The sequence below is a fragment of the Thiomonas sp. X19 genome (genome assembly GCF_900089495.1).
GTDB lineage: Bacteria > Pseudomonadota > Gammaproteobacteria > Burkholderiales > Burkholderiaceae_C > Thiomonas_A.
The window spans coordinates 1,139,467-1,163,194 of the sequence record NZ_LT605203.1 but is presented as its reverse complement, the minus strand read 5'-3'; the positions used below and the strand labels follow the sequence as shown (position 1 = coordinate 1,163,194).

The 23,728-nt window shown below is 67.0% G+C and carries 23 protein-coding genes and 1 pseudogene; 12 read left to right on the top strand and 12 right to left on the bottom strand.

Annotated elements, in window-relative coordinates; genetic code table 11:
• Positions 1–16: 16 nt before the first annotated feature.
• Both THIX_RS05450 and apbC read right to left on the bottom strand, forming a co-directional pair.
• Positions 17–1,750, bottom strand: a complete 1,734-nt coding sequence (locus THIX_RS05450) for a long-chain-fatty-acid--CoA ligase (RefSeq protein WP_199195237.1) — start codon at positions 1,748–1,750, stop codon at positions 17–19.
• Positions 1,751–1,964: 214 nt separating this feature from the next.
• Positions 1,965–3,050, bottom strand: coding sequence for an iron-sulfur cluster carrier protein ApbC (gene apbC / locus THIX_RS05445; RefSeq protein WP_112485397.1), 1,086 nt, complete (start codon positions 3,048–3,050; stop codon positions 1,965–1,967).
• A 196-nt stretch (positions 3,051–3,246) separates the two neighbouring features.
• Between apbC and metG the strand changes: the two genes are divergently transcribed.
• From metG to waaC, 3 genes are read left to right on the top strand one after another with little or no spacing between them, the layout of a single operon-like run.
• Positions 3,247–5,394: a methionine--tRNA ligase gene (gene metG / locus THIX_RS05440; RefSeq protein WP_112485396.1), complete on the top strand. Its 2,148-nt coding sequence runs from the start codon at positions 3,247–3,249 to the stop codon at positions 5,392–5,394.
• Positions 5,395–5,425: 31 nt separating this feature from the next.
• Positions 5,426–6,322, top strand: a complete 897-nt coding sequence (locus tag THIX_RS05435; protein ID WP_112485395.1) for a Kdo hydroxylase family protein — start codon at positions 5,426–5,428, stop codon at positions 6,320–6,322.
• A complete protein-coding gene (gene waaC / locus THIX_RS05430) occupies positions 6,319–7,341 on the top strand; it encodes a lipopolysaccharide heptosyltransferase I (RefSeq protein ID WP_112485394.1) in 1,023 nt (340 codons plus the stop codon). The genes THIX_RS05435 and waaC overlap by 4 nt, the downstream gene beginning before the upstream one ends.
• Before the next feature lie 36 nt (positions 7,342–7,377).
• Here waaC and THIX_RS22885 read toward each other — a convergent pair whose 3' ends face one another.
• The gene (locus THIX_RS22885) at positions 7,378–7,956 is read right to left on the bottom strand and encodes a hypothetical protein (protein WP_158540808.1); all 579 of its coding nucleotides are present in this window, start codon (positions 7,954–7,956) and stop codon (positions 7,378–7,380) included.
• Positions 7,957–7,998: 42 nt separating this feature from the next.
• On the opposite strand from THIX_RS22885, the gene THIX_RS05415 reads away from it, so the two are divergent.
• The 4 genes from THIX_RS05415 to panC all read left to right on the top strand — a co-directional run bounded on the left by THIX_RS05415 (position 7,999) and on the right by panC (position 11,005).
• A complete protein-coding gene (locus tag THIX_RS05415; RefSeq protein ID WP_112485391.1) occupies positions 7,999–8,196 on the top strand; it encodes a DUF3460 family protein in 198 nt (65 codons plus the stop codon).
• Between the two features lie 59 nt (positions 8,197–8,255).
• On the top strand, positions 8,256–9,101 hold the full coding sequence (locus tag THIX_RS05410; protein WP_112485390.1) for a ScpA family protein: 846 nt from the start codon (positions 8,256–8,258) through the stop codon (positions 9,099–9,101).
• A 136-nt stretch (positions 9,102–9,237) separates the two neighbouring features.
• On the top strand, positions 9,238–10,089 hold the full coding sequence (gene panB, locus THIX_RS05405) for a 3-methyl-2-oxobutanoate hydroxymethyltransferase (RefSeq protein WP_112485389.1): 852 nt from the start codon (positions 9,238–9,240) through the stop codon (positions 10,087–10,089).
• Positions 10,090–10,159: 70 nt separating this feature from the next.
• Positions 10,160–11,005, top strand: coding sequence for a pantoate--beta-alanine ligase (gene panC / locus THIX_RS05400; RefSeq protein ID WP_112485388.1), 846 nt, complete (start codon positions 10,160–10,162; stop codon positions 11,003–11,005).
• A 28-nt stretch (positions 11,006–11,033) separates the two neighbouring features.
• Here panC and THIX_RS05395 read toward each other — a convergent pair whose 3' ends face one another.
• A complete protein-coding gene (locus THIX_RS05395; RefSeq protein ID WP_112488192.1) occupies positions 11,034–11,813 on the bottom strand; it encodes a class II aldolase/adducin family protein in 780 nt (259 codons plus the stop codon).
• A gap of 210 nt (positions 11,814–12,023) precedes the next feature.
• Here THIX_RS05395 and nadB point away from each other — a divergent pair, with 210 nt between their 5' ends.
• Positions 12,024–13,589: an L-aspartate oxidase gene (gene nadB / locus THIX_RS05390; protein ID WP_112485387.1), complete on the top strand. Its 1,566-nt coding sequence runs from the start codon at positions 12,024–12,026 to the stop codon at positions 13,587–13,589.
• Between the two features lie 326 nt (positions 13,590–13,915).
• Here nadB and THIX_RS05385 read toward each other — a convergent pair.
• Positions 13,916–14,035 (bottom strand): annotated as a pseudogene (locus tag THIX_RS05385) (type II toxin-antitoxin system mRNA interferase toxin, RelE/StbE family); the annotation flags it as partial.
• 423 nt (positions 14,036–14,458) lie between these two features.
• On the opposite strand from THIX_RS05385, the gene THIX_RS05380 reads away from it, so the two are divergent.
• Positions 14,459–15,286, top strand: coding sequence for an inositol monophosphatase family protein (locus THIX_RS05380; protein WP_112485385.1), 828 nt, complete (start codon positions 14,459–14,461; stop codon positions 15,284–15,286).
• 109 nt (positions 15,287–15,395) lie between these two features.
• Here the strand turns inward: THIX_RS05380 and THIX_RS05375 are convergent, their stop codons facing one another.
• The 3 genes from THIX_RS05375 to nadC form a co-directional block, all read right to left on the bottom strand.
• On the bottom strand, positions 15,396–16,139 hold the full coding sequence (locus THIX_RS05375) for a metallophosphoesterase (RefSeq protein ID WP_112485384.1): 744 nt from the start codon (positions 16,137–16,139) through the stop codon (positions 15,396–15,398).
• Positions 16,140–16,198: 59 nt separating this feature from the next.
• A complete protein-coding gene (gene nadA, locus THIX_RS05370) occupies positions 16,199–17,299 on the bottom strand; it encodes a quinolinate synthase NadA (protein ID WP_112488191.1) in 1,101 nt (366 codons plus the stop codon).
• A 96-nt stretch (positions 17,300–17,395) separates the two neighbouring features.
• Entirely contained in the window at positions 17,396–18,256 is an 861-nt protein-coding gene (gene nadC / locus THIX_RS05365) for a carboxylating nicotinate-nucleotide diphosphorylase (RefSeq protein WP_199195236.1), read from the bottom strand.
• A 288-nt stretch (positions 18,257–18,544) separates the two neighbouring features.
• On the opposite strand from nadC, the gene THIX_RS05360 reads away from it, so the two are divergent.
• The gene (locus tag THIX_RS05360; RefSeq protein ID WP_112485382.1) at positions 18,545–19,345 is read left to right on the top strand and encodes a Crp/Fnr family transcriptional regulator; all 801 of its coding nucleotides are present in this window, start codon (positions 18,545–18,547) and stop codon (positions 19,343–19,345) included.
• A gap of 18 nt (positions 19,346–19,363) precedes the next feature.
• Here THIX_RS05360 and THIX_RS05355 read toward each other — a convergent pair whose 3' ends face one another.
• A complete protein-coding gene (locus THIX_RS05355; RefSeq protein ID WP_112485381.1) occupies positions 19,364–19,984 on the bottom strand; it encodes a ParA family protein in 621 nt (206 codons plus the stop codon).
• A 193-nt stretch (positions 19,985–20,177) separates the two neighbouring features.
• A complete protein-coding gene (locus THIX_RS05350) occupies positions 20,178–20,768 on the bottom strand; it encodes a malonic semialdehyde reductase (RefSeq protein WP_112485380.1) in 591 nt (196 codons plus the stop codon).
• A gap of 86 nt (positions 20,769–20,854) precedes the next feature.
• Here THIX_RS05350 and THIX_RS05345 point away from each other — a divergent pair, with 86 nt between their 5' ends.
• Positions 20,855–21,283 carry a DUF1841 family protein gene (locus THIX_RS05345; RefSeq protein WP_112488190.1) on the top strand — a complete coding sequence of 143 codons (429 nt, stop codon included), beginning with the start codon at positions 20,855–20,857 and terminating at the stop codon, positions 21,281–21,283.
• Positions 21,284–21,320: 37 nt separating this feature from the next.
• On the opposite strand, the gene THIX_RS05340 is transcribed toward THIX_RS05345, so the two are convergent.
• Together THIX_RS05340 and THIX_RS05335 are read right to left on the bottom strand one after the other, a co-directional pair.
• Positions 21,321–22,382, bottom strand: coding sequence for a BMP family ABC transporter substrate-binding protein (locus THIX_RS05340; protein ID WP_112485379.1), 1,062 nt, complete (start codon positions 22,380–22,382; stop codon positions 21,321–21,323).
• Positions 22,383–22,687: 305 nt separating this feature from the next.
• Positions 22,688–23,017, bottom strand: coding sequence for a multidrug efflux SMR transporter (locus THIX_RS05335; protein ID WP_112485378.1), 330 nt, complete (start codon positions 23,015–23,017; stop codon positions 22,688–22,690).
• A gap of 233 nt (positions 23,018–23,250) precedes the next feature.
• Between THIX_RS05335 and THIX_RS05330 the strand changes: the two genes are divergently transcribed.
• Complete coding sequence (locus THIX_RS05330) at positions 23,251–23,724, top strand: MarR family winged helix-turn-helix transcriptional regulator (RefSeq protein ID WP_233224411.1); 474 nt, start codon at positions 23,251–23,253, stop codon at positions 23,722–23,724.
• The last annotated feature ends 4 nt before the right edge of the window (positions 23,725–23,728 follow it).

The window sequence follows — 23,728 nt, the reverse complement described above, 5'->3', positions numbered from 1 at the left end:
AGGGCTGGCCGTGGTTTCAGTGCACCGGGGACGATGCCTGGGCTGGCGCAGGCGCCACCGCGGAGGCCGTCGGAACCGCCTCGTCGCGCAAGGCGCGTCGCAGAATTTTCCCCACCGGGGTCTTGGGCAATTCGTCGCGGAACACGATGGTCTTGGGCCGCTTGTAGCCGGTGAGGCGCTCGGCCATGAACGCCTTGAGTGCATCTTCGGTCAGGCCCGGATCTTTGCGGACGATGAACAGCCGCACCGCTTCACCGGAGTTCTCATCCGGCATGCCGACCGCGGCGGCTTCGAGCACGCCGGGATGCATCACCGCCACGTCTTCCACCTCGTTGGGGTAGACGTTGAAGCCGGAGACCAGGATCATGTCTTTCTTGCGGTCGACGATCTTGATGAAGCCCTCGTCATTCATGATGCCGATATCGCCCGTCTTGAAAAAACTGTCGGCGGTGAAGGCCTTGGCGGTTTCGTCGTCGCGCCCCCAGTAGCCGCGCATGACCTGAGGCCCGCGCACCGCGATCTCGCCCGGCTGGCCGGAGGGCTGCGGCCTGCCGTCGTCGTCGAGGATGATGATTTCCGTGGATGGAATCGGCATGCCGATGGTGCCGGTGAAGCGATCGGTGTCGGTCGGGTTGCAGGACACCGAAGGCGAGGTTTCGGACAAGCCGTAGCCCTCGCAGATGGCGCAGCCGGTGCGCTCCAGCCACTTGCGCGCCACCGCTTCCTGCACCGCCATGCCGCCGCCCAGCGAGGTGACCAGGTGCTTCCAGTTCACCTTGTCGAAGTCCGGGTGATGGACCAGGGCGTTGAACAGGGTGTTGACCGCCGGGAAGGAATGAATGTCGTAGCGCGCCAGCTCCTTCAGCGTGCCGGGGAGATCGCGCGGGTTGGGAATGAGGATCATCATGCCGCCCTGCTCCACCGAGAGGAGCATCACCACCGTGAAGGCGAAGATGTGATAGAGCGGCAGCGCACAGACCGTGTTGATCTGGGTCAGGCCCGGGTGCTTGCGCAGCGCCGGCTGGTTCCAGGCGACCGACTGCAACACATTGGCGATGAGATTGCGATGCGTGAGCGCGGCCCCCTTGGACACCCCGGTGGTGCCGCCGGTGTACTGCAGCACGGCCACGTCTTCGGCCTGAATCGCCGGCGCCGCAAAGTGCAGCCTGCCTCCTGCCGCCAGGGCCTTGCTGAACTTCACATGGCCGGGCAGGCTCCAACGCGGCACCAGCTTCTTCTTGTGCCGCACCACATAGTTGACGACGAGCCCAAGCGCAAAGCCCAGCATCTCGCCCATGTTGGCCACGACCACCAGACGCAAGGCGCCACGGTCGCCGACCTGCTCCAGCGTGTGCGCGAAATTCTCCAGAATCACCATGGCCACCGCGCCGCTGTCGCGCAACTGGTGTTCCAGTTCGCGCGGGGTGTAGAGCGGATTGACGTTGACCACCACCAGGCCGGCGCGCAGGATGGCGGCCACGGCCACCGGGTATTGCGGCACATTGGGCATCATCACCGCGACGCGGTCGCCCGGCTTCAGCCCCTGGGTCTGCAGCCAGGCGGCAAAGGCGGTGGAATACGCCTCCCACTGCGCATAGCTGGTGCGCTTGCCCATGAAGGCGAATGCGGGCCGGTCGGCGTTTGCGGCAAAGCTGTGTTCCAGCAGCTTCGCCAGCGAGCCGTAGGCGCCGGGGTCGATGTCGGCGGGCACACCCGCGGGGTAATGCGCAAGCCAGGGGCGATCCATCATGCTGTCTCCTTTTGTGCGTGCGGGCGCTCGGTTCGGGTCGGCGGGAGACCCCACGAAAAAACGAACGACCGTTCTAAATTTCCCGCAAGAGAATAGCGCGAGGCTGGATTTTTGACCAGTCCGAGTCAGTCCGCCAACGCGCCGCAGATCGGCGCAGGTGGCCGAAACGCCGAACCCGTGGAGAGCCGCCGCGCCAGCGGCCCCCTGCCGCCGCTCAGGTCTCGGAAATGGTGATGGTGGGGAACATGGTGGAGTAGTCCTTCGCCCGTTGCGCCACTTTCACCGCCACCTTGCGGGCGATGGCCTTGTATTCCAGTGCCGCCGCGCCTTCGGGGTCGGCCACCACGCTGGGGCGGCCGCTGTCGGCCTGCTCGCGGATGCGCAGGTCCAGCGGCAGGCTGCCGAGCAGGTCCACGTCGTAATCGCCCGCCATTTTCGCGCCGCCGCCTTCGCCAAAGATGTGCGAGCTGTGGCCGCAGTTCGGGCAGACGTACACCGCCATGTTCTCGACGATGCCGAGCACCGGCACCTGCACCTTCTCGAACATCTTCAGGCCCTTGCGCGCGTCGAGCAGGGCGATGTCCTGCGGCGTGGTGACGATGACCGCGCCGGTCAGCGGCACGCGCTGGCTCAGGGTGAGCTGGATGTCGCCGGTGCCGGGCGGCATGTCGACGATGAGGTAGTCGAGGTCCTGCCAATGGGTCTGGCGCAGCAGTTGCTCCAGCGCCTGCGTGGCCATCGGGCCGCGCCAGATCATCGGGCTGTCGGCATCCATCAGCAGACCGATGGACATGACCTGCAGGCCGTAGTTTTCCAGCGGCTCCATGGTCTGGCCGTCGCTGCTTTCCGGGCGGCCCGACAAGCCCATCATCATCTGCTGCGAAGGGCCGTAAATGTCGGCGTCGAGCAGGCCGACGCGGGCACCCTCGGCGGCCAGCGCCAGCGCCAGATTGGCGGCCGTGGTGCTCTTGCCCACGCCACCCTTGCCCGACGCCACGGCGATGATGTTCTTCACCCCCGGCAGGGTTTTCACGCCGCGCTGCACCGCATGGGCGGCGACCTTCATGCCCACCTGCACCGAGACGTTGGCCACGCCGGCCACGCTGCGCACGGCGGCAATCACCTGGCGCCGCAGCTCGGCATGCTGGCTTTGCGCCGGGTAGCCGAGCTGGACCTCCAGGGACACCTCGCCGCCATCGACGCGCAGATTTTTGATGGCCTTGGCCGCCACCAGACTCTGCGCGGTGTTGGGGTCGGGAATGTTGGCGAGGGCGTCGAGAATCTGCTGTTCCGTGGGCATGGTGGGGGGTGGAGATCGAAACGAGGAATGAGCGCAGTCTAGTTCTCCCTGCAAGCGCCTACACACGGCGCGGCCGACGGCTGCCTACAATTCCAGCCTGCCTGCCAAGCGGCCGGCAGCCGCCGCCCGCCGCGAATCCAGCGCCCGAATTTCACCCCGCGCCGCCATCCAGAGCGCCCCACCGCCACACCGCCGCATGAATTCCAGCCCCAAGCGCCGCCTGTTCGTCACCACCGCGCTGCCCTACGCCAACGGGCCGTTCCACATCGGCCACATCATGGAATACATCCAGGCCGACACCTGGGTGCGCTTTCAGCGCATGGGCGGCAACGAGGTGCACTTCGTCGGCGCCGACGACGCCCACGGCGCGCCCATCATGATCGCCGCCGAAAAAGCGGGCAAGACGCCGCAGCAGTTCGTCGCCGACATCGCCGCCGGGCGCCAGCAATATCTCGACGGCTTTCACATCCGCTTCGACAACTGGCACAACACCGATGGTGCCGAGAACCACCAGCTGGCGCAGGACGTTTATCGCGCGCTGCGCAAGAGCGGGCTGATCGCGATGCGCGACATCGAGCAGTTCTACGACCCGGTCAAGGGCATGTTCCTGCCCGACCGCTACATCAAGGGGCAGTGCCCCAAATGCGGCGCCGCCGACCAGTACGGCGACGCCTGCGAGGTGTGCGGCGCGGTGTATGCCCCCACCGAACTCAAGAACCCGTATTCCACGTTGTCGGGCGCCACGCCCGAGCTGCGCAAGAGCGAGCATTACTTCTTCCAGCTCTCGTCCGACCGCTGCGCCGACTTTCTGCGCGAGTGGGCGCAAGCCAGCAACGCCCACGGCCAGCCGCATTTGCAGACCGAGGTGCTGAACAAGGTGCGCGAATGGTTCGCGGTCGATGAGAACGGCCACGGCGGCCTGGCCGACTGGGACATTTCGCGCGACGCGCCCTACTTCGGCATCGAGATTCCCGACGCGCCGGGCAAGTATTTCTATGTCTGGCTCGATGCCCCCGTCGGCTACCTCGCCAGCCTGAAGAACCACTTCGACAAGGGCCAGGCCGCCGCCCACTGGCACGCGGCTTCGCGCACGACGCAGGATTTCGACACCTTCATGGCCGATCCGGCGGTGGAGCAGGTGCACTTCATCGGCAAGGACATCGTCTACTTCCACACCCTGTTCTGGCCGGCCATGCTCAAGTTCTCGGGCCGCAAAACACCGAGCCAGATCAACGTGCACGGCTTCGTCACCGTGGGCGGCGAGAAGATGAGCAAGAGCCGCGGCACCGGCATTTCGCCGCTGAAGTATCTCGACATCGGCCTCAACCCCGAATGGCTGCGCTACTACCTGGCGGCCAAGCTGTCGTCGCGGGTGGAAGACGTGGACTTCACGCCGGAGGATTTCGTCGCCCGGGTGAACAGCGACCTCATCGGCAAGTACGTCAACATCGCCAGCCGCGCCGCCAAATTCATCAGCCAGTCTTTCGACGGCCGGTTGGGCTACCACGGGGCAACGGGCGAGATGGTCGATGCAGCCCGCGCTCTGGCCGACGACGTGGCCGCCGCCTACGAGGCGCGCGAATACGCCCGCGCCCTGCGCGAAGTCATGGCTTACGCCGACCGCATCAACACCGCCTTCGACGCCGCCCAGCCCTGGCTGCTGGCCAAGAACGAGGCCCGCCGCGCCGAACTGCAGGACGCCTGCTCGTGGGCGCTGGCGGGGTTCTGGTTGCTGTCGGTGATGCTGAGCCCGGTGCTGCCGGCGCTCACCGCCCGCGTGGCGCGCGAACTCTTCGGCCTGGAACGCGACTTCCTCTGGGCCGACGCCGCCACCTTGCCCGAGCACGCCGCGCCCTACCAGCACCTGATGCAGCGCATCGACCCCAAGCTGCTCGACAAGCTGTTCGAAGTCAACGCGCCCGCAACGGCAGCCGCCCCTGCCACCAACGGCAAGACCATGCGCGCTGCCGCCATCGCGCAAGACGACGTCATCACCATCGACGACTTCGCCAGGATCGACCTGCGCATCGCTCGCATCGTCCATGCCGAGGCCGTGGAAGGCTCGACCAAGCTGCTACGCCTCACGCTAGACGTGGGCGAAACCGGCGACGACGGGCTGCCCCGCACGCGCAACGTGTTCTCCGGCATCCAGAGCGCCTACAAGCCCGAGGACCTCATCGGTAAACTCACTGTGATGGTGGCCAATCTGGCGCCGCGCAAGATGAAGTTCGGCCTCAGCGAAGGCATGGTGCTGGCCGCCAGCGGCGCCGACGAAAAAAACCAGCCCGGTCTCTACCTGCTCGACCCCCACCCCGGCGCCCAGCCCGGCATGCGCGTGCGCTGAGCCGGGCCCAACCGCCGCAAGGAGACTCGCCATGACCACCCCGGCCCCCGCCGATGCGCTGCGCACCCTGCCCGACTCCGCCTGGGATGACACCGGACCCACGCGCCACGTCGAGCATCTGGTCGAGGGCGGACATGTGCTGCACTTCCCGCATCTCGCCTTCGCCCTGCTGCCCGGCGAGGCGCGTTTCCTCGACCCGGCCTGGAGCGACGGCAGATCCAAGAACATCAGCCTGCGCGGGCAGAACGAGCTGCGCGGCGCGCAAGGGTCGGCCGATGATCTGGCGGCGCTGCAGGCCATGATCCGGCGCTTCGCGGCGCAGGCGCAGCAGCTCGTCGACCGGCTGTTCCCGCACTACCGCGGCAAGCTGCGCGCCGGCAACGCCTCGCTGCGCCCCTTCGCCGTCGAAGGGCGCGAAAGCTCCTGGCGCAAAGACGACACCCGGCTGCATGTCGACGCCTTTCCCTCCAATCCCACGCAAGGGGTGCGCCTGCTGCGCGTGTTCACCAACCTCAACCGCGACGGCAAGCCGCGCGTCTGGCGCGTGGGCGAGCCCTTCGCCGATCTGGCCGACCGCTACGCCCGGCGCCTGCGTGCGGCCCTGCCCGGCTCGGCCTGGCTGCTGCAGGCGCTGCATGTCACCAAGTCGCGCCGCACACCCTACGACCACGCCATGCTGCAGCTGCACGACCTGGCCAAGGCCGATGCGTCATTCCAAAGCCAGTCCCCGCAGCAAACCGTGGACTTCGCGCCGGGCGCCACCTGGGTGGTGTTCTCCGACCAGGTGCTGCACGCCGTGATGGCCGGCCAGCACATGATGGAGCAGACCTTCTATCTGGACGTGGACGACCAGCTCGTGCCCGACACCGCGCCGCTGCGCGTGCTCGAACGCAAACTGGGCCGGCCTCTGGCACCGCGCGCGGCATGACGCGCGCGCAGCTGCCCCTGCGCTGGGGCGAAGCCAGCCTGCCGCAGGCGCCGCGCAGCCTGCTGCTGGTGCAGATTTCCGCGATGGGCGATCAGGTGCAGACCCTGCCGGCCGTGTCCGACATCGCCGCGCGCTGGCCCGGCATCGCCATCGACTGGGCGGTGGACGCCCGCTTCGCCGACATCCCCCGCCTGCACCCCGCCGTGCGCCGGGTGTTCGCGCTGCCCCTCAAAGCCGTGCAGAACGCCCCCGCCAGCGCCGCCGCATGGCGCCGCCTGCTGGCGCAGCTCCGCGCCCTGCGCGCACAGACCTACGACCTGGTGTGGGACCCGCACAGCGTGCTCAAGAGCGCCATCGTCGCCCGCCTGGCCAAGAGCCCGCTGCGCGTGGGCTACCGCGCGCAAGACTGCGGCGGCGAACCGCTGGCCGCGCTCGCTTATCGCCTGCACTTCGCTCGGCCGCTCAGCATGCATGGCACGGAAGGACGGCGCGTGTTCGCGCAGGCCGTGCTCGACACCGATTTGGCGCGGCCCATCGATTACGCCATCGACCAACGCTTTCCGTATCAACACGACCCTGCCGCGCCACCCACCGTGTTCCTGGCCCATGGCGCCTCCAAACCAGAAAAGCTCTGGCCGCTGGGCCATTGGCAGCAACTGGCGGCGCGGCTGGTGGAACAGGGATTGCGTCTGCAAGTGGCCTGGGGCAATGCCGCCGAACGGGAACGTGCGCAGCGCATCATCGAGGGCCTTCCCACCGGCGCGGCACAAATTCTCGACCGCCGCGGCCTGCTCGACATGCTGCACATCATCGCGCAATGCCGTCTGGTCATCGGCGTGGACACCGGCTTCACCCACATGGCCGCCGCGCTGCGCCGGCCGGTGGTCGGGCTATTCGTCAGCACCGGGCCGGAGCTGTTCACCCCCACGTCCCCTGCCATCGCCCGCGCCCTGGGCGGGAACAGCGTCACGCCCAGCGTCGACGCCGCGTGGAATGCCGCGCACGAACTGCTGGTTTAACCTCCTCGCTTTGGGTCCCAGCGGCGTCGCGCAAGATCAGGCCAGCAGCCCCGGATTGCGCGTCGTGTGGTCGCCGACCTGTGGCACCACCAGCGGCATTTCGCTGTCGGCCACGCCCATCCAACTGGCCAGGGTGGCGGCGAGTTGATCGACGCTGGTGGTCGGCAGCAGGCGGGTCGGACTTGTTAGGGCCTGTTCACGCCGCCGGTGATGGTCGCCAGCGTGTCGGCATCCAAGCGTCCGCCCGCGAGCAGCAGGTTGTAGCGCGCCACCAACGCCGCGGCGGCGTCGGCCTGGGGCAACTCGGGGAGGGTAGTCGGGCTTGAGCTTGCCGATGCCGCTTTGAATCACGCCCTGCATGAAGTCGAGATAGCCCGCCACCATGGTCTCGTTGCAAAGCTTGGCCAAGAAAGCGCGCCGCCTGGGCCTGGGAGGGTGGCGGCAGTTTCGCCGTGGTGTGCTGCCGGCAGGCGCGCTGCCGCAGGCGGCGAGCAAGGCGTTGGAGGCGAGCGTGGCGGCTACGACGGCGGCGGATGGCAGGTGCGGGGATGCTGCGGCGTCGTGGAGTGACGCATCCTCAAGCGCAATCAAGGCGGCGTGGGCGATGCGCAACACGCCCCCCTAAAATCATGCTTCTCCATCCAGCAGGATTGCGCCATGCCCTTCGTCGTCAAACCTTATGTGTCCGAAGCCACCCGCTTCATTCAGAGCCTGAAGGTGCAGAACCCTGAACTCGAAGCCCAACAGAAGCAGGGCCGCGCCTTGCTGTGGGACAAGCCGCAAGACCCCCAACTGCGTGAAGCTTTCGACGCCGCGGAGGTGCCGCAAAAGCCTTACGTCTACGGCAGCGAGTGAGCCCAGCGGCGGCGCCGCCGCTGCCCGCTCACCCCCGACGCATTCCCCACGCCCAGCCCATGTCGCGCCTGGACGCAGCCGAACTGGCCACCCCGATCGCCGATTCCACGCCCGCCACGGTGGACGGCCTGGCGGTGGCGCGGCTGTACGGCCAACCCTTGTTCGAGCTGCCGCAAGACCTCTACATCCCGCCCGATGCGCTGGAGGTGTTTCTCGAAGCCTTCGAGGGGCCGCTGGATCTGTTGCTCTACATGATCCGGCGCCAGAACTTCAACATCCTCGACATCCCGATGGCGCAAGTCACGCGCCAGTATCTCGACTACGTCGAGCAGATCCGCCAGCACAACCTGGAACTGGCCGCCGAGTACCTGTTGATGGCGGCCATGCTGATCGAGATCAAGTCGCGCATGCTGCTGCCGCGCCCGCCCGCGGCCGAGGGCCAGGAGGCGGAAGACCCGCGCGCCGAGCTGGTGCGCCGGCTGCTGGAGTACGAGCGCATGAAGCTGGCCGCGCAGCAGATCGAAACCCTGCCCCAGGCTGGGCGCGACTTCTGGCGCGTGCAGGTGGTGGTGGAAAAATCGGCCCGGCTGCTGCTGCCCGAAGTCAGCGTCGACGAGTTGCGCGCCGCCTGGGCCGAGGTGCTCAAGCGCGCCCGGCTCAACGCGCATCACACCATCAGCCGCGAGCAGATTTCGGTGCGCGAGGTCATGAGCCACGTGTTGCGCCGGCTGCAGGACCGCCGCTTTCTCGAATTTCAGGACCTGTTCGAGCCCGCGCGCGGCCTGGCCTACGCCGTGGTCAGCTTCATCGCCCTGCTGGAACTCGCGCGTGAAGGTCTGGTGCAGATGACCCAGGCGGAGGCCTATGCGCCGCTCTATGTGCGCCTGGCCTACACGCCCAGTTGAGGACGCGTCGTGCCCCGCAGCTCCGGCCCGAAGGCCCAGACCTTGTGCGTCGCGCCCTCCTGCGGTGCGCCAAAATCGGCATAATGGCCGCCCCGGCCCGCCGCCACGCGGCGGGCAGTCCAGAGAACCACATTCCATGACCGCTGACACGCCCGCCTATGGCGGCAGCCCCGCCCCTGCGGCCGGGCGCAAAGCCATCACCCTGCACCGCTTGCGCGCCATGCGCGAAACCGGTGAGAAAGTGTCCATGCTCACCGCTTACGACGCCGCCAGCGCCAGCCTGCTCGACGCCGCAGGCGTCGACTGCCTGCTGGTGGGCGACTCGCTCGGCATGGTGATGCAGGGCCACGCCTCCACCCTGCCGGTGACGCTGGAGCAACTGGCCTATCACACCGCCTGTGTGGCGCGCGGCAACCGCACCGCCTGGCTCATTGCCGACCTGCCCTTCGGCAGCTACCAGGGCAGTGTCGAACAGGCCGTGGCCAGCAGCGTGACGCTGATGCAGGCCGGCGCGCAGATGATCAAGCTCGAAGGCGGCGGCTGGACCACGCCCGTGGTCACCGCGCTGGTGACGCGCGGCATTCCGGTGTGCGCGCATCTGGGCCTCACGCCGCAAAGCGTGCACGCGCTCGGCGGCTACCGCATTCAGGGCCGCGGCGCGCAAGCCGCCGACACCTTGCGCCAGCACGCCGCGGAACTCGGCGCTGCGGGCGCTGCCATGCTGGTGCTCGAACTCGTGCCCTCCGACCTGGCCGCGCAAATCAGCGCCGATTACCCGGGCATCACCATCGGCATCGGCGCCGGCGCCCGCACCCACGGCCAGGTGCTGGTGCTGCACGACATGCTCGACATCACCGCCGGCCTCAAGCCCCGTTTCGTGCGCAACTTCATGCCGGGCGCCGGCAGCATTTCCGACGCCATTCGCAGCTATGTGCGCGAGGTCAAAGCCGGCCACTTTCCCGATGAAGCGCAGCACGGCTACGCCTGATCCCCTGATCCGCTTTCCCGCGCGCCCCCGTCCCTCCCTCGCCGGCGTGAGCGCGACAACGCTTCATTCCATGCAAACCGTCCACACCCTCGCTGAACTGCGCACCGCCCTGCGCGATCTGCCCGACCGTGCCCTGGTGCCCACCATGGGCAATCTGCACGCCGGGCATCTCGCCCTGGTGGCGCGGGCGCGTGAATTGCGTGTGCCCGTGGTGGCCAGCATCTTCGTCAACCGCCTGCAGTTCGCGCCGCACGAGGACTTCGACCGCTACCCGCGCACCCTGCAGCGCGACGCGCAATTGCTGGCCGAGGCCGGCTGCGACCTGCTGTTCGCGCCCCTTGAGGCCACGATGTACCCGCAGCCGCAAACCTTCCGCGTGCGGCCCGACCCGGCCCTGGCCGACATCCTCGATGGCGCCTCTCGCCTCGGTCATTTCGAAGGCGTGGCCACGGTGGTGATGAAGCTGTTCCAGATGGTGCAGCCAGCCCACGCCGTGTTCGGCAAGAAGGACTACCAGCAACTGCTCGTCATCCGCCGCATGGTGGAACAGTTCGCCCTGCCCATCGCCATCATCGGGCTCGACACCGTGCGCGACACCGACGGCCTCGCGCTGTCCTCGCGCAACGGCTATCTCACGCCCGAGCAGCGCGCCCGGGCGCCACAACTGCAGGCCGCCTTGCGCCAGTTGGCCGAGCAACTGCGCGCCATCACGACGCCTGCCGGACTGCACGCCCACGAAGCCCAGGCCATGCAGGCGCTGGCCGCGCAAGGCTGGGCGCCCGACTACCTCACCATCCGCCGCCGCAGCGATCTGTCAGCACCAAGCACGGGCGATGTGCAAAGCCACGCCCCACTGGTTGTTCTCGGTGCCGCACGTCTGGGGGGCACGCGTTTGATCGACAACCTGGAAGCTTGAGGCGCAGCCCCGCCCCGCGCGGCGAAGCTCAAACCTTGTAGCCCGGGTCGGTGCGCTCCAGCTTGCGCAGCAGCGCCGGCCAGACGAAGGCGCCGCCCATTCCACCCGTTTGCACGCGCATGGCTTCGGCCACGCCGGCGACGATTTGTGGGTGCACGGCTGTCAAGCCCTCGGCGCCGTTCTGCCCGGCAAGCGCCGCGACCTGAATCTGGCAGGTGCTTTCCAGCACGTACATGCTGAGGAAGGCGTCGGCGATGGTCGGGCCCACGGTGAGCAGGCCGTGGTTGCGCAGCACGAGGAAATTCGCCTTGCCCAGGTCGGCCTGCAGGCGCGGCTTTTCGTCCGGGCGGAAGGCCACGCCTTCGTAGTCGTGATAAGCCAGCGAGGCCAGCACGAACGTGCTTTGCTGGCTGATGGCCAGCACGCCCTGCTTTTGCGCGCTGACCGCCACGCCCGCGCGGGTGTGGGTGTGCAGCACGCAACCGGCCTCGGGGCGCACCTCGTGCACCGCGCTGTGAATGACGAACCCGGCCGGGTTGACCGGGAAGGGGCTGTCGTGCAGTTTGTTGCATTGCATGTCCACCTTCACCAGGCTGGAGGCGGTGATCTCCTCGAACATCAGGCCGTAGGGGTTGATGAGGAAATGGTGCTCGCCGCCGGTGGCGGACGCCGGCAGCTTGGCGCTGATGTGGGTGAAGACGAGGTCGCTCCAGCCATGCAGCGCCGCCAGGCGGTAGCAGGCGGCGAGGTCGCAGCGCAGCGCCCATTCTTCGGCGCTCACGACTTGTTGCAGCGATGGGATGTTCATGGCTTGTCTCCCGATGGTTGTGTTGTGCCGCCTATTTTCCACGCCTTGCGGGGCTTTGTCAGTCGGGTGGCGATTGTTGCTCGACCCCGCCAGGGCCACCCCATCGCGCGGCGGGTCTCGTGCCGTGGATGCCAGCGCGTTGGCGTTCCCGTGGACAATCGTGGCTTGGTCGTCACCCGCGCGGCCTTCTTCCATGCGACTCCTATTTCCATGCAACATTGCGACGTTCTCATTTTGGGCGGCGGCCTCGCCGGCCTGAGCACCGCCCTGCACCTGGCCGAGCGTTTCCAGGTCACGGTTCTGGCCAAACGCGAGCTGGAGGTTTCGTCCAGCCAATGGGCGCAAGGCGGCATTGCCGCGGTGCTGGCCGATGGCGACAGCTTCGACGCCCATGTGCACGACACCCTGGTGGCCGGCGCCTTGCTGAACGACCTGCCGGCCACGCGCTTCGTGGTGGAACACGGCCCGGCCGCCATCGCCTGGCTGCGCGAGCAAGGCGTGCCCTTCGACACCGAGCACGGCGATCTGCACCTCACGCGCGAGGGCGGCCACAGCCAGCGCCGCATTGCCCACGTGGCCGACGCCACCGGCGCCGCCATCCAGCGCACCCTGCTGGCGCGGGCACGGGCGCATCCGCGCATCACCCTGCTGGAAAACCACGTGGCGGTGGACCTCATCACCGACCGCCACATGGACATGGTCGGCCCGCGCCGCTGCTGGGGCGCCTACGCCCTCAACACCAGCAGCAACCGCGTGGAAACCTACCCCGCCGCGCATACCGTGCTGGCCACGGGCGGCGCGGGCAAGGTGTACCGCTACACCACCAACCCCGACACCGCCAGCGGCGACGGCCTTGCCATGGCCTGGCGCGCCGGCTGCCGCGTGGCGAACATGGAGTTCATCCAGTTCCACCCCACCTGCCTGTACCACCCCAAGGCCAAGAGCTTCCTCATCTCCGAGGCGCTGCGCGGCGAAGGCGGGCTGCTCAAGCTGCCCGACGGCACCCGCTTCATGCCGGCGCACGACGCACGCGCCGAACTCGCGCCACGCGACGTGGTGGCCCGCGCCATCGACTTCGAGATGAAAAAGCATGGGCTCGACTGCGTCTATCTCGACATCACCCACAAGGGGGAAGCCTTCATTCGCCAGCACTTCCCCACCATCCATCAACGCTGCCTGGACCTCGGCATCGACATCGCGCGCGAGCCCATTCCCGTGGTGCCGGCGGTGCACTTCACCTGTGGCGGCGTGCTCACCGACCTGGCTGGCCGCACCGACCTGCCCGGCCTCTACGCCGTCGGCGAAGTGGCCTACACCGGCCTGCATGGCGCCAACCGTCTGGCCAGCAACTCGCTGCTGGAATGCGTGGTGTTCGGCACCGCGGCGGCGCAGGCCATCGGCGAGGCCGAGCAGCCCCCCATGCTTGCCCCGCGGCCGTGGGACGAAAGCCGCGTGAGCGACGCCGACGAGCTGGTCGTCATCGCCCACAACTGGGACGAACTGCGCCGCCTCATGTGGAACTACGTCGGCATCGTCCGCACCGACAAGCGGCTGGAGCGCGCCGCCCACCGCATCGACCTGCTGCAGTCGGAGGTGGACGAGTTCTACGCCAACTTCCGCGTCACGCGCGACCTGCTGGAGCTGCGCAACCTGCTGCAGGTGGCCGAACTCATTGTTCGCTCCGCCCAGCTGCGCCACGAAAGCCGCGGCCTGCATTACAGCCTCGACTGGCCACAAACCGCCGCCCCGGCCGCGCCCACCATCCTCGTGCCCTGAACCCGGTTTTTTCGGCTCACGCGGGCGATCGCGTGCATGGGGCGAGGCTACAGCTTCGACGCGCTGCGGGTGAAGCTGCTCCTGGCGCCGAAGAAGCAAGGCATCATCACCAGCTACCGCGCAATCCGGCGCAAGATGGCCAGCGTCCGTCCCGGAAGCGGCTACATGGAGTTCGCGATGCCAAGCGGACTGCCGCAACGCGATGTTGTCGAGAAGGCGTCCGAGCGCCGCACCATGACTGGGGCATTGACCTCGAGAAGCTCGCGGATTGATTGGCCAACCAGGAGGCCGGGCGGGTCAAGTGATCTGCAGCGATGCGGCGCTCGTCACGAGCCGAAAAGCTCGCTGCGCGAGCCAAGCCTGGCCAACCGCAGGGTGTCGCCATCGGCCTTTCGATAGATCGGGAGCAGATCGGGTTTGACGTGACAATCGCGATAGCCTGCATAGGTATCTGCGGTGCTCATGGCTGTCCTCCTGCGTCTGTCGACGCCATAGCGAATTGGCGTCACAACGAGACCACACCACAAGATTGAACATTGTGGCGGCTTCCGCCGCAGCGTCGGCAAGAAGGCGGCCTGCCGCCCGCAGGAGATTGTCCGCGGACTCCCACACACGAATCCGAGCGGTCCCACACCAGAGGGATAGCGGTAGGATCAGTCACCGATCTAGGGCCTGTTCACGCCATTTCTCCACCTGCGTTGCCCCCAGACGGGGATGGCTGCAAGGCGGAGGGCGCCGGCAAGGGTGAACCCTTGCCAAGACCGACAACGCCGCAATGCGCTGCCCAGTCCCCCGTCGCAGGTGAAGAAATAGCGTGAACAGGCCCTAATCCCCATAAGGTTCCCAGAAAAACCGTTTTTTGCATCCCGATGCCCACACCAGCCCCCACCCCGGACATCGCCACCGTCGCCGCACTGGTGCGCACTGCAGCGCGCAGCGAAATTTTGCCCCGTGCCCAAAACCCCGCCGCCCGCCTCAAGGCCGATGGCACCTGGATCACCGACGCCGACCTCGCCATGCAGCACCGCCTGCAGCGCGAACTGGCCGCGCTCTGGCCGCACATCCCCCTGCTGGGCGAGGAAATGTCCGCCGAGGAACAGCAGCGCCTCATGTCTGAGGAGGCTGCATCACCGAACGGCCCCGGTCTCTGGGTGCTCGACCCGCTGGACGGCACCAGCAACTTCGCCGCCGGCCTGCCCTGTTTCGGTCCCTCGCTCGCCTGGGTGCAGGGCGGCCGCGTGCGCCTGGGCGTGGTGGTGGACGTGATGCGCGACGAAACTTTCAGCGCCACCGAAGGCCAAGGCGCCCAACTCAACGGCCAGCCCCTGCCCGGCCCCACCACACAAATTCCCCTGGCCAAGACCATCGCCTGCGTCGACTTCAAACGCCTGCCCACCGCGCTCGCCACCCGCCTGGCCAGCCACCCGCCCTACAGCTCGCAACGCTCCATCGGCTCCGTCGCACTCGACTGGTGCTGGGTCGCCGCCGGCCGCTTCCACCTCTACCTCCACGGCAGCCAAGGCCTGTGGGACTACGCCGCCGGCAGCCTCATCCTGTCCGAGGCCGGCGGCCATGGCCAGACGCTGGCGGGCGAACCGGTGTTCAACAACACTCTGGACAAACGCTCGGCGCTGTGCGCGGGGGATGCGGGGCTGTTCGAGCAATGGGCGGCTTGGGTAGCGCAGGGCGCGGCCTGAATCGCACGACCATGCGCATCGAACTCGCCTGGCGAATGGGGCTTGTATCCGAGCTGCCGGAGCTCTTCACCGAGCACGCTCGATCGACCGATGCAGGCTACGAGTCTGCTCAGCGTCTTGGCATCAACCCGGTAGCAAGAGCATGCGCCCAATCCGCCATTTGGCGGGATTGGGCCAGCTCGGCCATGGCCCGGTGGGCGTAAGGCACGCTCATCAGACCGGCAATCCATCCGTTTGGCCGCCGCTCGACAATCGCGTAGCGCGCGTCAGGCGAGCCCGTTTCAACGAGATGCGCGAAGGGATGCGTGTCGTCATAAGCCGGCAAGCCGACGCTTCCGGGATTGACGATGAGTTGCCCGCTTGAAGCTCGCACGGCCCTTGGAAGGTGGGTGTGTCCGCACAAAATCAGTTCCGCTTGCACCCGTCCCAAACGCGCATCGATTTCGGCTGACGTCGCAGCGCGCAGTCCGGTAGCTTCGACGGTTTCGAGAAAGTACTCCGTATCGCTCCGCGGTGTGCCATGACACAAAAAGATTTCAGGGGTGTACTGCAGGCTTGGCTTCAGGCCCGCGATCCATTCGAGCTCTTTCGCGCCGAGCTGCGCGTGTGCAAACTCGTCCTCTGCACTCCTTGGGATCGAGTCCTGCGCGAGGATCTGCCGTTCATGGTTTCCAGCGAGATGAACCCAGTGCTGTGCCATGAGAAACTGCGCCGTCTCCAGCGGTAGCAGCGGACCGGACAGACTGTCCCCGAGGTTGATGACCGCATCGACTCCGCGGCGCTCGATGTCGTCGACGACGGCTTCGAGTGCAGGCAGATTTCCATGAATATCGGTGACGATGGCGAGGCGCATGACCGTGCTGCGGCAAGGCAAACGTTATCAGTCCCGGCTGGCTGTAGTCTTGTCCGACTTCAGGCGGCGCCGATTCCGGGCACCAGCGCGCCTTGCGCAGCACTGGCGCGTTTCTGTTCCGCCGTGAAATCCAGCATTCTTGCGACGCTGCGACGCGCCCGCGCGGCCAGGCCGGCATCCAAAGTGATCTCGCCGCTGCCCGTTTTCAAGGCATGGGCCAGACCTTCGAGGCCGTTCATGGCCATCCAGGGGCAGTGGGCGCAGCTTTTGCAGGTGGCGCTGTTGCCGGCGGTGGGGGCTTCGAGGAAGATTGTCCCGGGGTTTTGCTGGCGCAGGGCGTGGAACATGCCGTTGTCGGTGGCCACGATGTAAGTAGGCGCTTGCATCTCGCGCGCGGCTTTGAGAATCTGGGATGTCGAGCCCACGGCGTCGGCCAGGGCGATGACGGCGGCGGGGGATTCGGGGTGCACCAGCACCCTGGCCTCGGGATGATCGCGTTTGAGCAGTTCCAGTTCCAACGCCTTGAATTCGTCGTGCACGATGCAGGAGCCCTGCCATAGCAGCATGTCGGCACCGGTTTCGCGCTGGATGTAGCTGCCCAGGTGGCGGTCGGGCGCCCAGAGGATTTTTTCGCCACGCTCGTTCAAGTGCCGCACGATGTCGACGGCGCAACTGGAGGTGACGACCCAGTCGGCCCGTGCTTTCACGGCGGCGCTGGTGTTGGCATAGACCACGGCGGTGTGGCCGGGGTGGGCGTCGCACCAGGCGGTGAAGGCGTCGGCCGGGCAGCCGATGTCGAGCGAGCAGGTGGCGTCGAGCTCGGGCATGAGTACGCGCTTGTCCATCGACAGCATCTTGGCAGTCTCGCCCATGAAGCGCACGCCGGCGACGATGAGCGTTTTTGCCGGATGATCACGGCCGAAGCGCGCCATTTCAAGGGAGTCAGAGACGCAGCCGCCGGTATCCAGCGCCAAGTCCTGCAGGTCGGGGTGGACGTAGTAGTGCGCCACGAGCATGGCGTTTTCACGTGCGAGCAGTTCGCGGCACCGCTCTTGCAGCTTGGAGCGGCGTTCCTGGCTTGGCTCTTGCGGCACCCGCGCCCAGGCGGACTGGGTGCCGCACACGGGGCTTTCAACGGCAATGGGGAAGATGGCTGACATGGAGAATCGGGTCGTTTGGATGCCAAAGGCGAGAAATGGCTGACTGAACAATGCTGCAAAAGCAAATCCACGCGGCGAGGCTGAAGCCCATGCCGTTCACACCCCGGCAAAGCGCATGGAAAAATCCACCGCCAAGACGTCTTTGGTCAGCTTGCCGATGGAGATGCGGTCCACCCCGGTTTCTGCAAGTGCTCGCACGGTTGAAAGTTCGACCCCGCCGGACACTTCCAGTTCGGCACGGCCGGTGTTGATGGCCACGGCCTCGCGCAGTTGCTCCAGGTTCATGTTGTCGAGCAGCACCATGCGCGCATCGGCGGCCAGGGCTTCGCGCAGTTGGGCCAAGGTTTCCACCTCCACCTGCACGAACACGCCGGGCGGCGCCAGCTTGTGCGCCTGCTGCAGCGCGGGTGTGACGCCGCCGACTGCGGCGATGTGGTTTTCCTTGATGAGGATGCCGTCGTACAGCCCCATGCGGTGGTTGTGGCCGCCGCCCACGCGCACCGCGTATTTCTGCGCCTCACGCAGACCGGGCAGGGTTTTGCGGGTGTCCACGATTTTCGCCCGCGTGCCGGCGACTGCGCGCACGTATTCGGCGGTGTGGCTGGCCACGCCCGAGAGCAATTGCAGGAAGTTGAGCAGGGTGCGCTCGGCGGTGAGCAAGGCGCGGGCTGGCCCCTGCAGTTCGAGAACGGTCTGGCCGGGCTCCATCGTGCCGCCTTCGGCCACCAGCCAGCGCAGCTGAATCGAGGCGTCCACCTGGCGCGCGGCGGCCTCGGCCCAGGGTTGACCGCAGAGCACGGCGCGCTCGCGCGCGATGACGCGGGCGGCGGCCTGGACACGCGGGTCGATCAGCGCGGCGGTGAGATCGCCCGTGCCCACGTCCTCACTCAAGGCGCGCTGCGCGTCACGCCCCGCCAGTTGCTGGAGATTCATACCCGAGGCAGGCAAAACGTTCATGGGTTGTGAACTTGGTGAGAAAAGGGGCAGTGTAGGGCGAGGGGCCGACGCATGCGCGATGCTGGCATGGCCCCGAACATGGCATGGGAGATGCGCTGCAGTTGCGACATTTTGTGACATTGTTAAGGACCAACGACATGCAATTTGATCTCAATTCAGACGGTATTTCGACAATGCACCGAGTCCGGCCACAAATATTCGGGTTTATACGGATCATTTCCACGAAAACCCCGTATTGACAACTATATATCAGCGAACGCTAATATTGCGCATCCTCAAGGAAATGCCATGGATACAGCTGTCGACTTCGCCCGAATTTCCGTTGATGCCTTGCGCAAGGGCAACCCGGCCATGCCGCCAGGCAAGCGCGTTGCGCATAGCGAAGTGGTGAGCGCCTGGCGCGGTGCCGCCGACTGCCGCAATTGCGGAGTGCGGCGCATTGCCCTGTTCGGCGCCCTGGGGATGGAGGATTTCGACGAAATTCACCAGGTCATCGACGATATGCAGTTCTCCGCCGGCCAGTTGCTGTTCAGCGAAGGCACGCGCGGCGAGTGGCTCTACACCATCAAGACCGGCTTCGTGAAACTGGAGCGCGTGCTGCCCGACGGCACCCGCCGCATCACCCGCGTGGCCAAGCGCGGCGACCTGGTGGGCCTGGAATGCTTCATCCAGCAGCCCTATATGCACCACGCTTCGGCCATTGGCGCCGTGCGCGTTTGCCGCATTCCGGTGGACGTGATTCGCAGGCTGGAAGAGCATGTGCCCAATCTGCGCCAGGAGTTCTTGGAGCGCTGGCACCATGCGCTGCGCGAAACCGACGAATGGGCGCTGCTGCTGGGCTCGGGCACCATCCCTTCGCGCATGGCGCGGCTGCTGCTCAAACTGGCGGAGCCGGAACTGAACGACACCATCACCTTACCGAAACGCAGCGACCTGGGCGCCATGCTCGGCGTGGCGCTGGAAACGGCCAGCCGCGTGATTGCGCAGTTCGAGCGCGACGGCATGGTGGAGCATGTCGGCCCCCGCCTGTTCCGCATCAACCGCTCGGCCTTGTTGGGCCTGATCAGGCCGAGCAAAGTGACGGCTTGAGGAACCCGAAAGGGTGGTTCAGCGTGCGTCCACCCAGCGGACGATGCCGGCCCACTGGTTCAGATCTTTCTCCACCTGATGGGGATTCACGTCCCATAGCGTGAGGCCGTGGGCGGCCATATGGGCGTAGGTCGTGGTGGACCGAAGCATGCCCAGCAAGGGATAGGGCAAACGTGAAAAAAACTCGCGCAGCTGCTCGGCCGCACGGGTGCGCTCATCCACCCGCACGCCCACCAGGCCCACGTCCAAATCCTTCAACTTGCGGTCTTCCTGCAGCTTGGCGAGAAAGTCCTGCGCGGCGTAGATGTCGAAAATGGACGCCAGCACCGGCACGATGAGCTTGTTGGCCATGCGCAGCACGTCGTTGGAACGCCAGCCATGCAGGCCTGCCGGGGTGTCGATCACCACATGGCTGGTGCCTTCGGGCGGGCGGGCGATGCAGTCCGGCCCCAGCTTCCAGGTGCCAATCGGCGCAGCCTGCTGCGGCCGCAGCGACAGCCACAGCCTGGACGACTGCTGCCGGTCGGCATCGCCCAGCATGGTCTTGTGGCCCTGGGTGGCCCAATACCCCGCGAGCTGGGTCGATAGCGTGGATTTGCCCACGCCCCCCTTGGGATTGGCAATGACGACGACCGGCATGGTTTCTTCCCCCCAAAAGCTGCGGACTGCATTCAGCCAGCAGCTTAAGCCATGCCCATGCAGGGGAACAAGCCGAGCCCCCCGGTTGCAGGCCCCAAGCGCACTTCAAGCGCCAGGTTTCTGGGCAACACACGGCCGCCCGAAGATCGCGCATCCGCCGCGCAGAGCATGCGCGGCCCGTGGGCGCGGGCAATCAGGCGATGCGGCAAGCCTGCTCGAAGGCCAGGCGCGGGCTGCGCGGGAACAGGCCGGCCGGGTCGCCGTGGCCGAGGTTGCAGATGAAGTTGGCCTTCACTGCGGCGCCGGCGAAAAAGGCGGCGTTGACCGCGTCGGCATCGAACCCGCTCATCGGCCCGCAGTCCAGCCCGAGGGCGCGCGCGGCGAGGATGAGGTAGCCGCCCTGCAGGCTGGAGTTGCGCAGGGCCGTGGCGGCGATGAATTCGGGCTTGCCCTCGAACCAGCTCTTGGCCGTGAGGTTGTGCGGAAACAGCTCGGGCAGCTTGTCGTAGAACGCCATGTCCATGCCGACGATGACGTTGACCGGCGCCTGCAAGGTTTTGTCGCGGTTGCCTTCGCTCATGCAGGGCGCGAGCCTGGCCTTGGCCTGCGGCGACTTGACGAACACGATGCGCGCGGGACTGCAGTTGGCCGAGGTCGGACCCCATTTCATCAGGTCGTAGAGCTGGCGCAACAAGGCGTCTGGAACCGGCTCGGCGGTGAAGCGGTTGTGGGTGCGCGCCTCGGTGAACAGCAGGCGCTGGGCTTCATCATTCAGGGTACGCATGGGTTTTTCTCGTTGGCTTGGAACACGCTGCTATGTTGCAACAACAGCCGCATTTTCGCAGCGCACCCCTTCAGCCACACCCTGCCATGTTCAACCCCAGCAAGGACGAGGTCCGCCTGTTTTTCACCGATGCCTGGCGCCGCCACCGCGAGGGCAGCGTGCTCACGCCGCTGGAACTCATCGCCGCGCAATGGATGGGGCAGCACCCCGAATACCACGACGATCTGGCCGCGCCCGACGCGCAGGAACGCGACTACGCGGTGGAGCAGGGTCGAACCAACCCCTTCCTGCATTTGTCGATGCATCTGTCGATCACCGAGCAGGTGTCCATCGACCAGCCGCCTGGCATCAAGCAGGCCTTTCAGCTGCTTGCCGTCAAGCTGGGCGAACACGAGGCCCAGCATGCGGTGATGGAATGCCTGGGCGAAATGCTGTGGACGGCGCAGCGCAGCGGCCTGCCGCCCGATGGCGAGGCCTATGTGGACTGCGTGCGCCGCCGCGCCACGCGCGGCTAGGGCCTGCCCGCGCTTTCAGCGCCCCAAGGTTGCAACCTCAGGCGCGCGGAAGCTCGCCGTCCACGCCCATCACGTAGCGGTTCATCGCCTGGATCTGCGCATCGCTCATGGCTCCGCCGTCGAGCATCACGCCGCCGCGGTTGTCCAGGATGCGGCCCGAGAAGGGCTGGAAGCGGCCCTGGGCGATGTCGCGCTGGCGTGCCAGCACCTGCCGCCGCACGGCCTCGGGCACTGCCGGAAGGAACGGCGCCAGGCGCACGAAGCCCTGGCCCATCCCGCCCCAGACGTTGTCCGGCTTCCAGCGCCCCGCCAGCGCCTCGCGCACCGTGCCCACGTAGAAGTCGCCCCAGTGCAGGGTGACGGCGGTGAGCTGGGCGCGCGGGCCGAACTGCGCCTCGTCGCTGCAATAGCCCACCGCCCAGCGGCCCTCCTCCTGCGCCACCTGCACGGCGGCCGGGGAGTTGGTGTGGTGGGTCAGCACCTCCGCGCCCTGGGCGATCAGCGCGCGCGCCGCGTCGGCCTCGCGGCCGGGGTCGTACCAGGTGTTCGCCCACACCACCTTCATGCGCGCCTCGGGGTTGACGGCGCGCATGCCCAGCGTGAAGGCGTTGATGCCCTGGATGACTTCGGGAATGGGAAACGACGCCACCATGCCGGCCACGCCGCGCCTGCTGGACTCGACTCCCTGGGCGCTGCGCGCCGTCCCTCCTGGAGGGAATTCGCCTTTGGGGCGGCCCTGCAGGACGGACTCGACTCCCTGGGCGCTGCGCGCCGTCCCTCCTGGAGGGAATTCGCCTTTGGGGCGGCCCTGCAGGCTCATGTGCCCGGCCACCATGCCTGCCAGGTAGCGGCCCTGGTAGAAGCGGCCGTTGTAGGCGCCGACGTTGGCGGCGAGCTTGTAGCCTGAGCATTGCTCGAAGCGGGTGCCAGGGTAGTCGCGCGCGACGCGCAGCACGGACTCCATATAGCCGAAGCTGGTGGTGAAGATAAGCTGCTCGCCCTGGCGCGCCAGCTCGCGCACCACGCGCTCGGCGTCCGGCCCCTCGGGCACGTTGGCCACGTGGCGGCTGCGCACGGCATCGCCCAGCGCCCGCTGCATGTGCAGCCGGCCCTTTTCGTGCTGCGCCGTCCAGCCCGTGGCGCCGATCGGCTGACGTAGACGAAGGCCACGCGCAGCGGCTCGCGAATCGCTGCCGGCGAACCGGGTGGGTGGTTTTGCGCCCGGGCGAGGGGCGCCGCGGCGCCGGCAGACGCGAGGCCGGCGAGCAGCCGCCTGCGACTGAGGTTTTGTGACATGGTTGGCCTCGACATGGCTCCCGACATGAACACCGCTGCGGCCGGGAGCAGCTCCGCCGCGGTGGAACGCGTGGGATTGTAGGAAGCGCGCGTGTCGGAGGCTCGCGCTCAGTGCGGCATGGAACGCGAGAACAGGTTGATCACCAGCACGCCGGCGACGATCAGCGCGATGCCGGCGATGGCCGCCGCATCCAGGGTCTGGCGGTACACCACGAAGCCGATCAGGGAAATCAGCACCATGCCCACGCCCGACCAGATGGCATAGGTGAGACCCACGGGAATGGTGCGCAGGACCAGCGCCAGGAAGTAGAACGACACGCCATAGCCCAACGCCACGACGATGGCGGGGGCGAAGCGGGTGAAGCCGGCGGTGGCCTTGAGCGCCGAGGTGGCGATGACCTCGGTGACGATGGCGATGGCGAGATAGGTCCAGTGCATGGGCGAATGATGCAACAGCTGCGTGGCGCGCCTCACGGACAGGCGGATAACGCTCACCGCCGCTGCAGTCCGCGCCCGGCCTGCCGGAGGCCCGAGAACCGCCGCTGGCCTCCGATGCTGCTTTGCAGTATTGACAACCAGTTTCCGATGATGGAAACTGGTTGTCGCTATGTGAGCCGGGCGGTCATCAAACGGACGGCCGTGAAATCCAACAGGTGATCAAGGAGTCCACTGTGACAACCCAGCCCAACCCCGCCGCCATCCTGACCGACATCATGCTCGCGGTCTTCCGCGTGAATGGCCGCCTGCTGGAGAAAGGCGACCAGCTGGTCGAGCCCCTCAATCTCACCAGCGCCCGCTGGCAAGTGCTGGGGGCCGTGGCACTCGCCGGCAAGCCCCTCTCTGCGCCGCAGATCGCCGAAGCGATGGGCATCACCCGGCAGGGGGTGCAGAAGCAGCTCAACAAGCTGGAGAAGGACGGCTTCTTCGAGCAGCGCCACAACCCGCGCCATGAACGCTCGCCTCTCTACGCCCTGACCGGACTGGGCAGCCGCGCCTTTGCCAAGGCGATGGCCCTGGAAGCGGCCTGGGCTAACGGTCTCGTTGCCGGTCTTCCTCTGCAAGACCTCAAGAAGACACTGCAAACCCTGAACGCCATCCATGAACGGCTCGATTCCCCCGTTCCGAAGAAAGGAGCCCGACCATGAAACC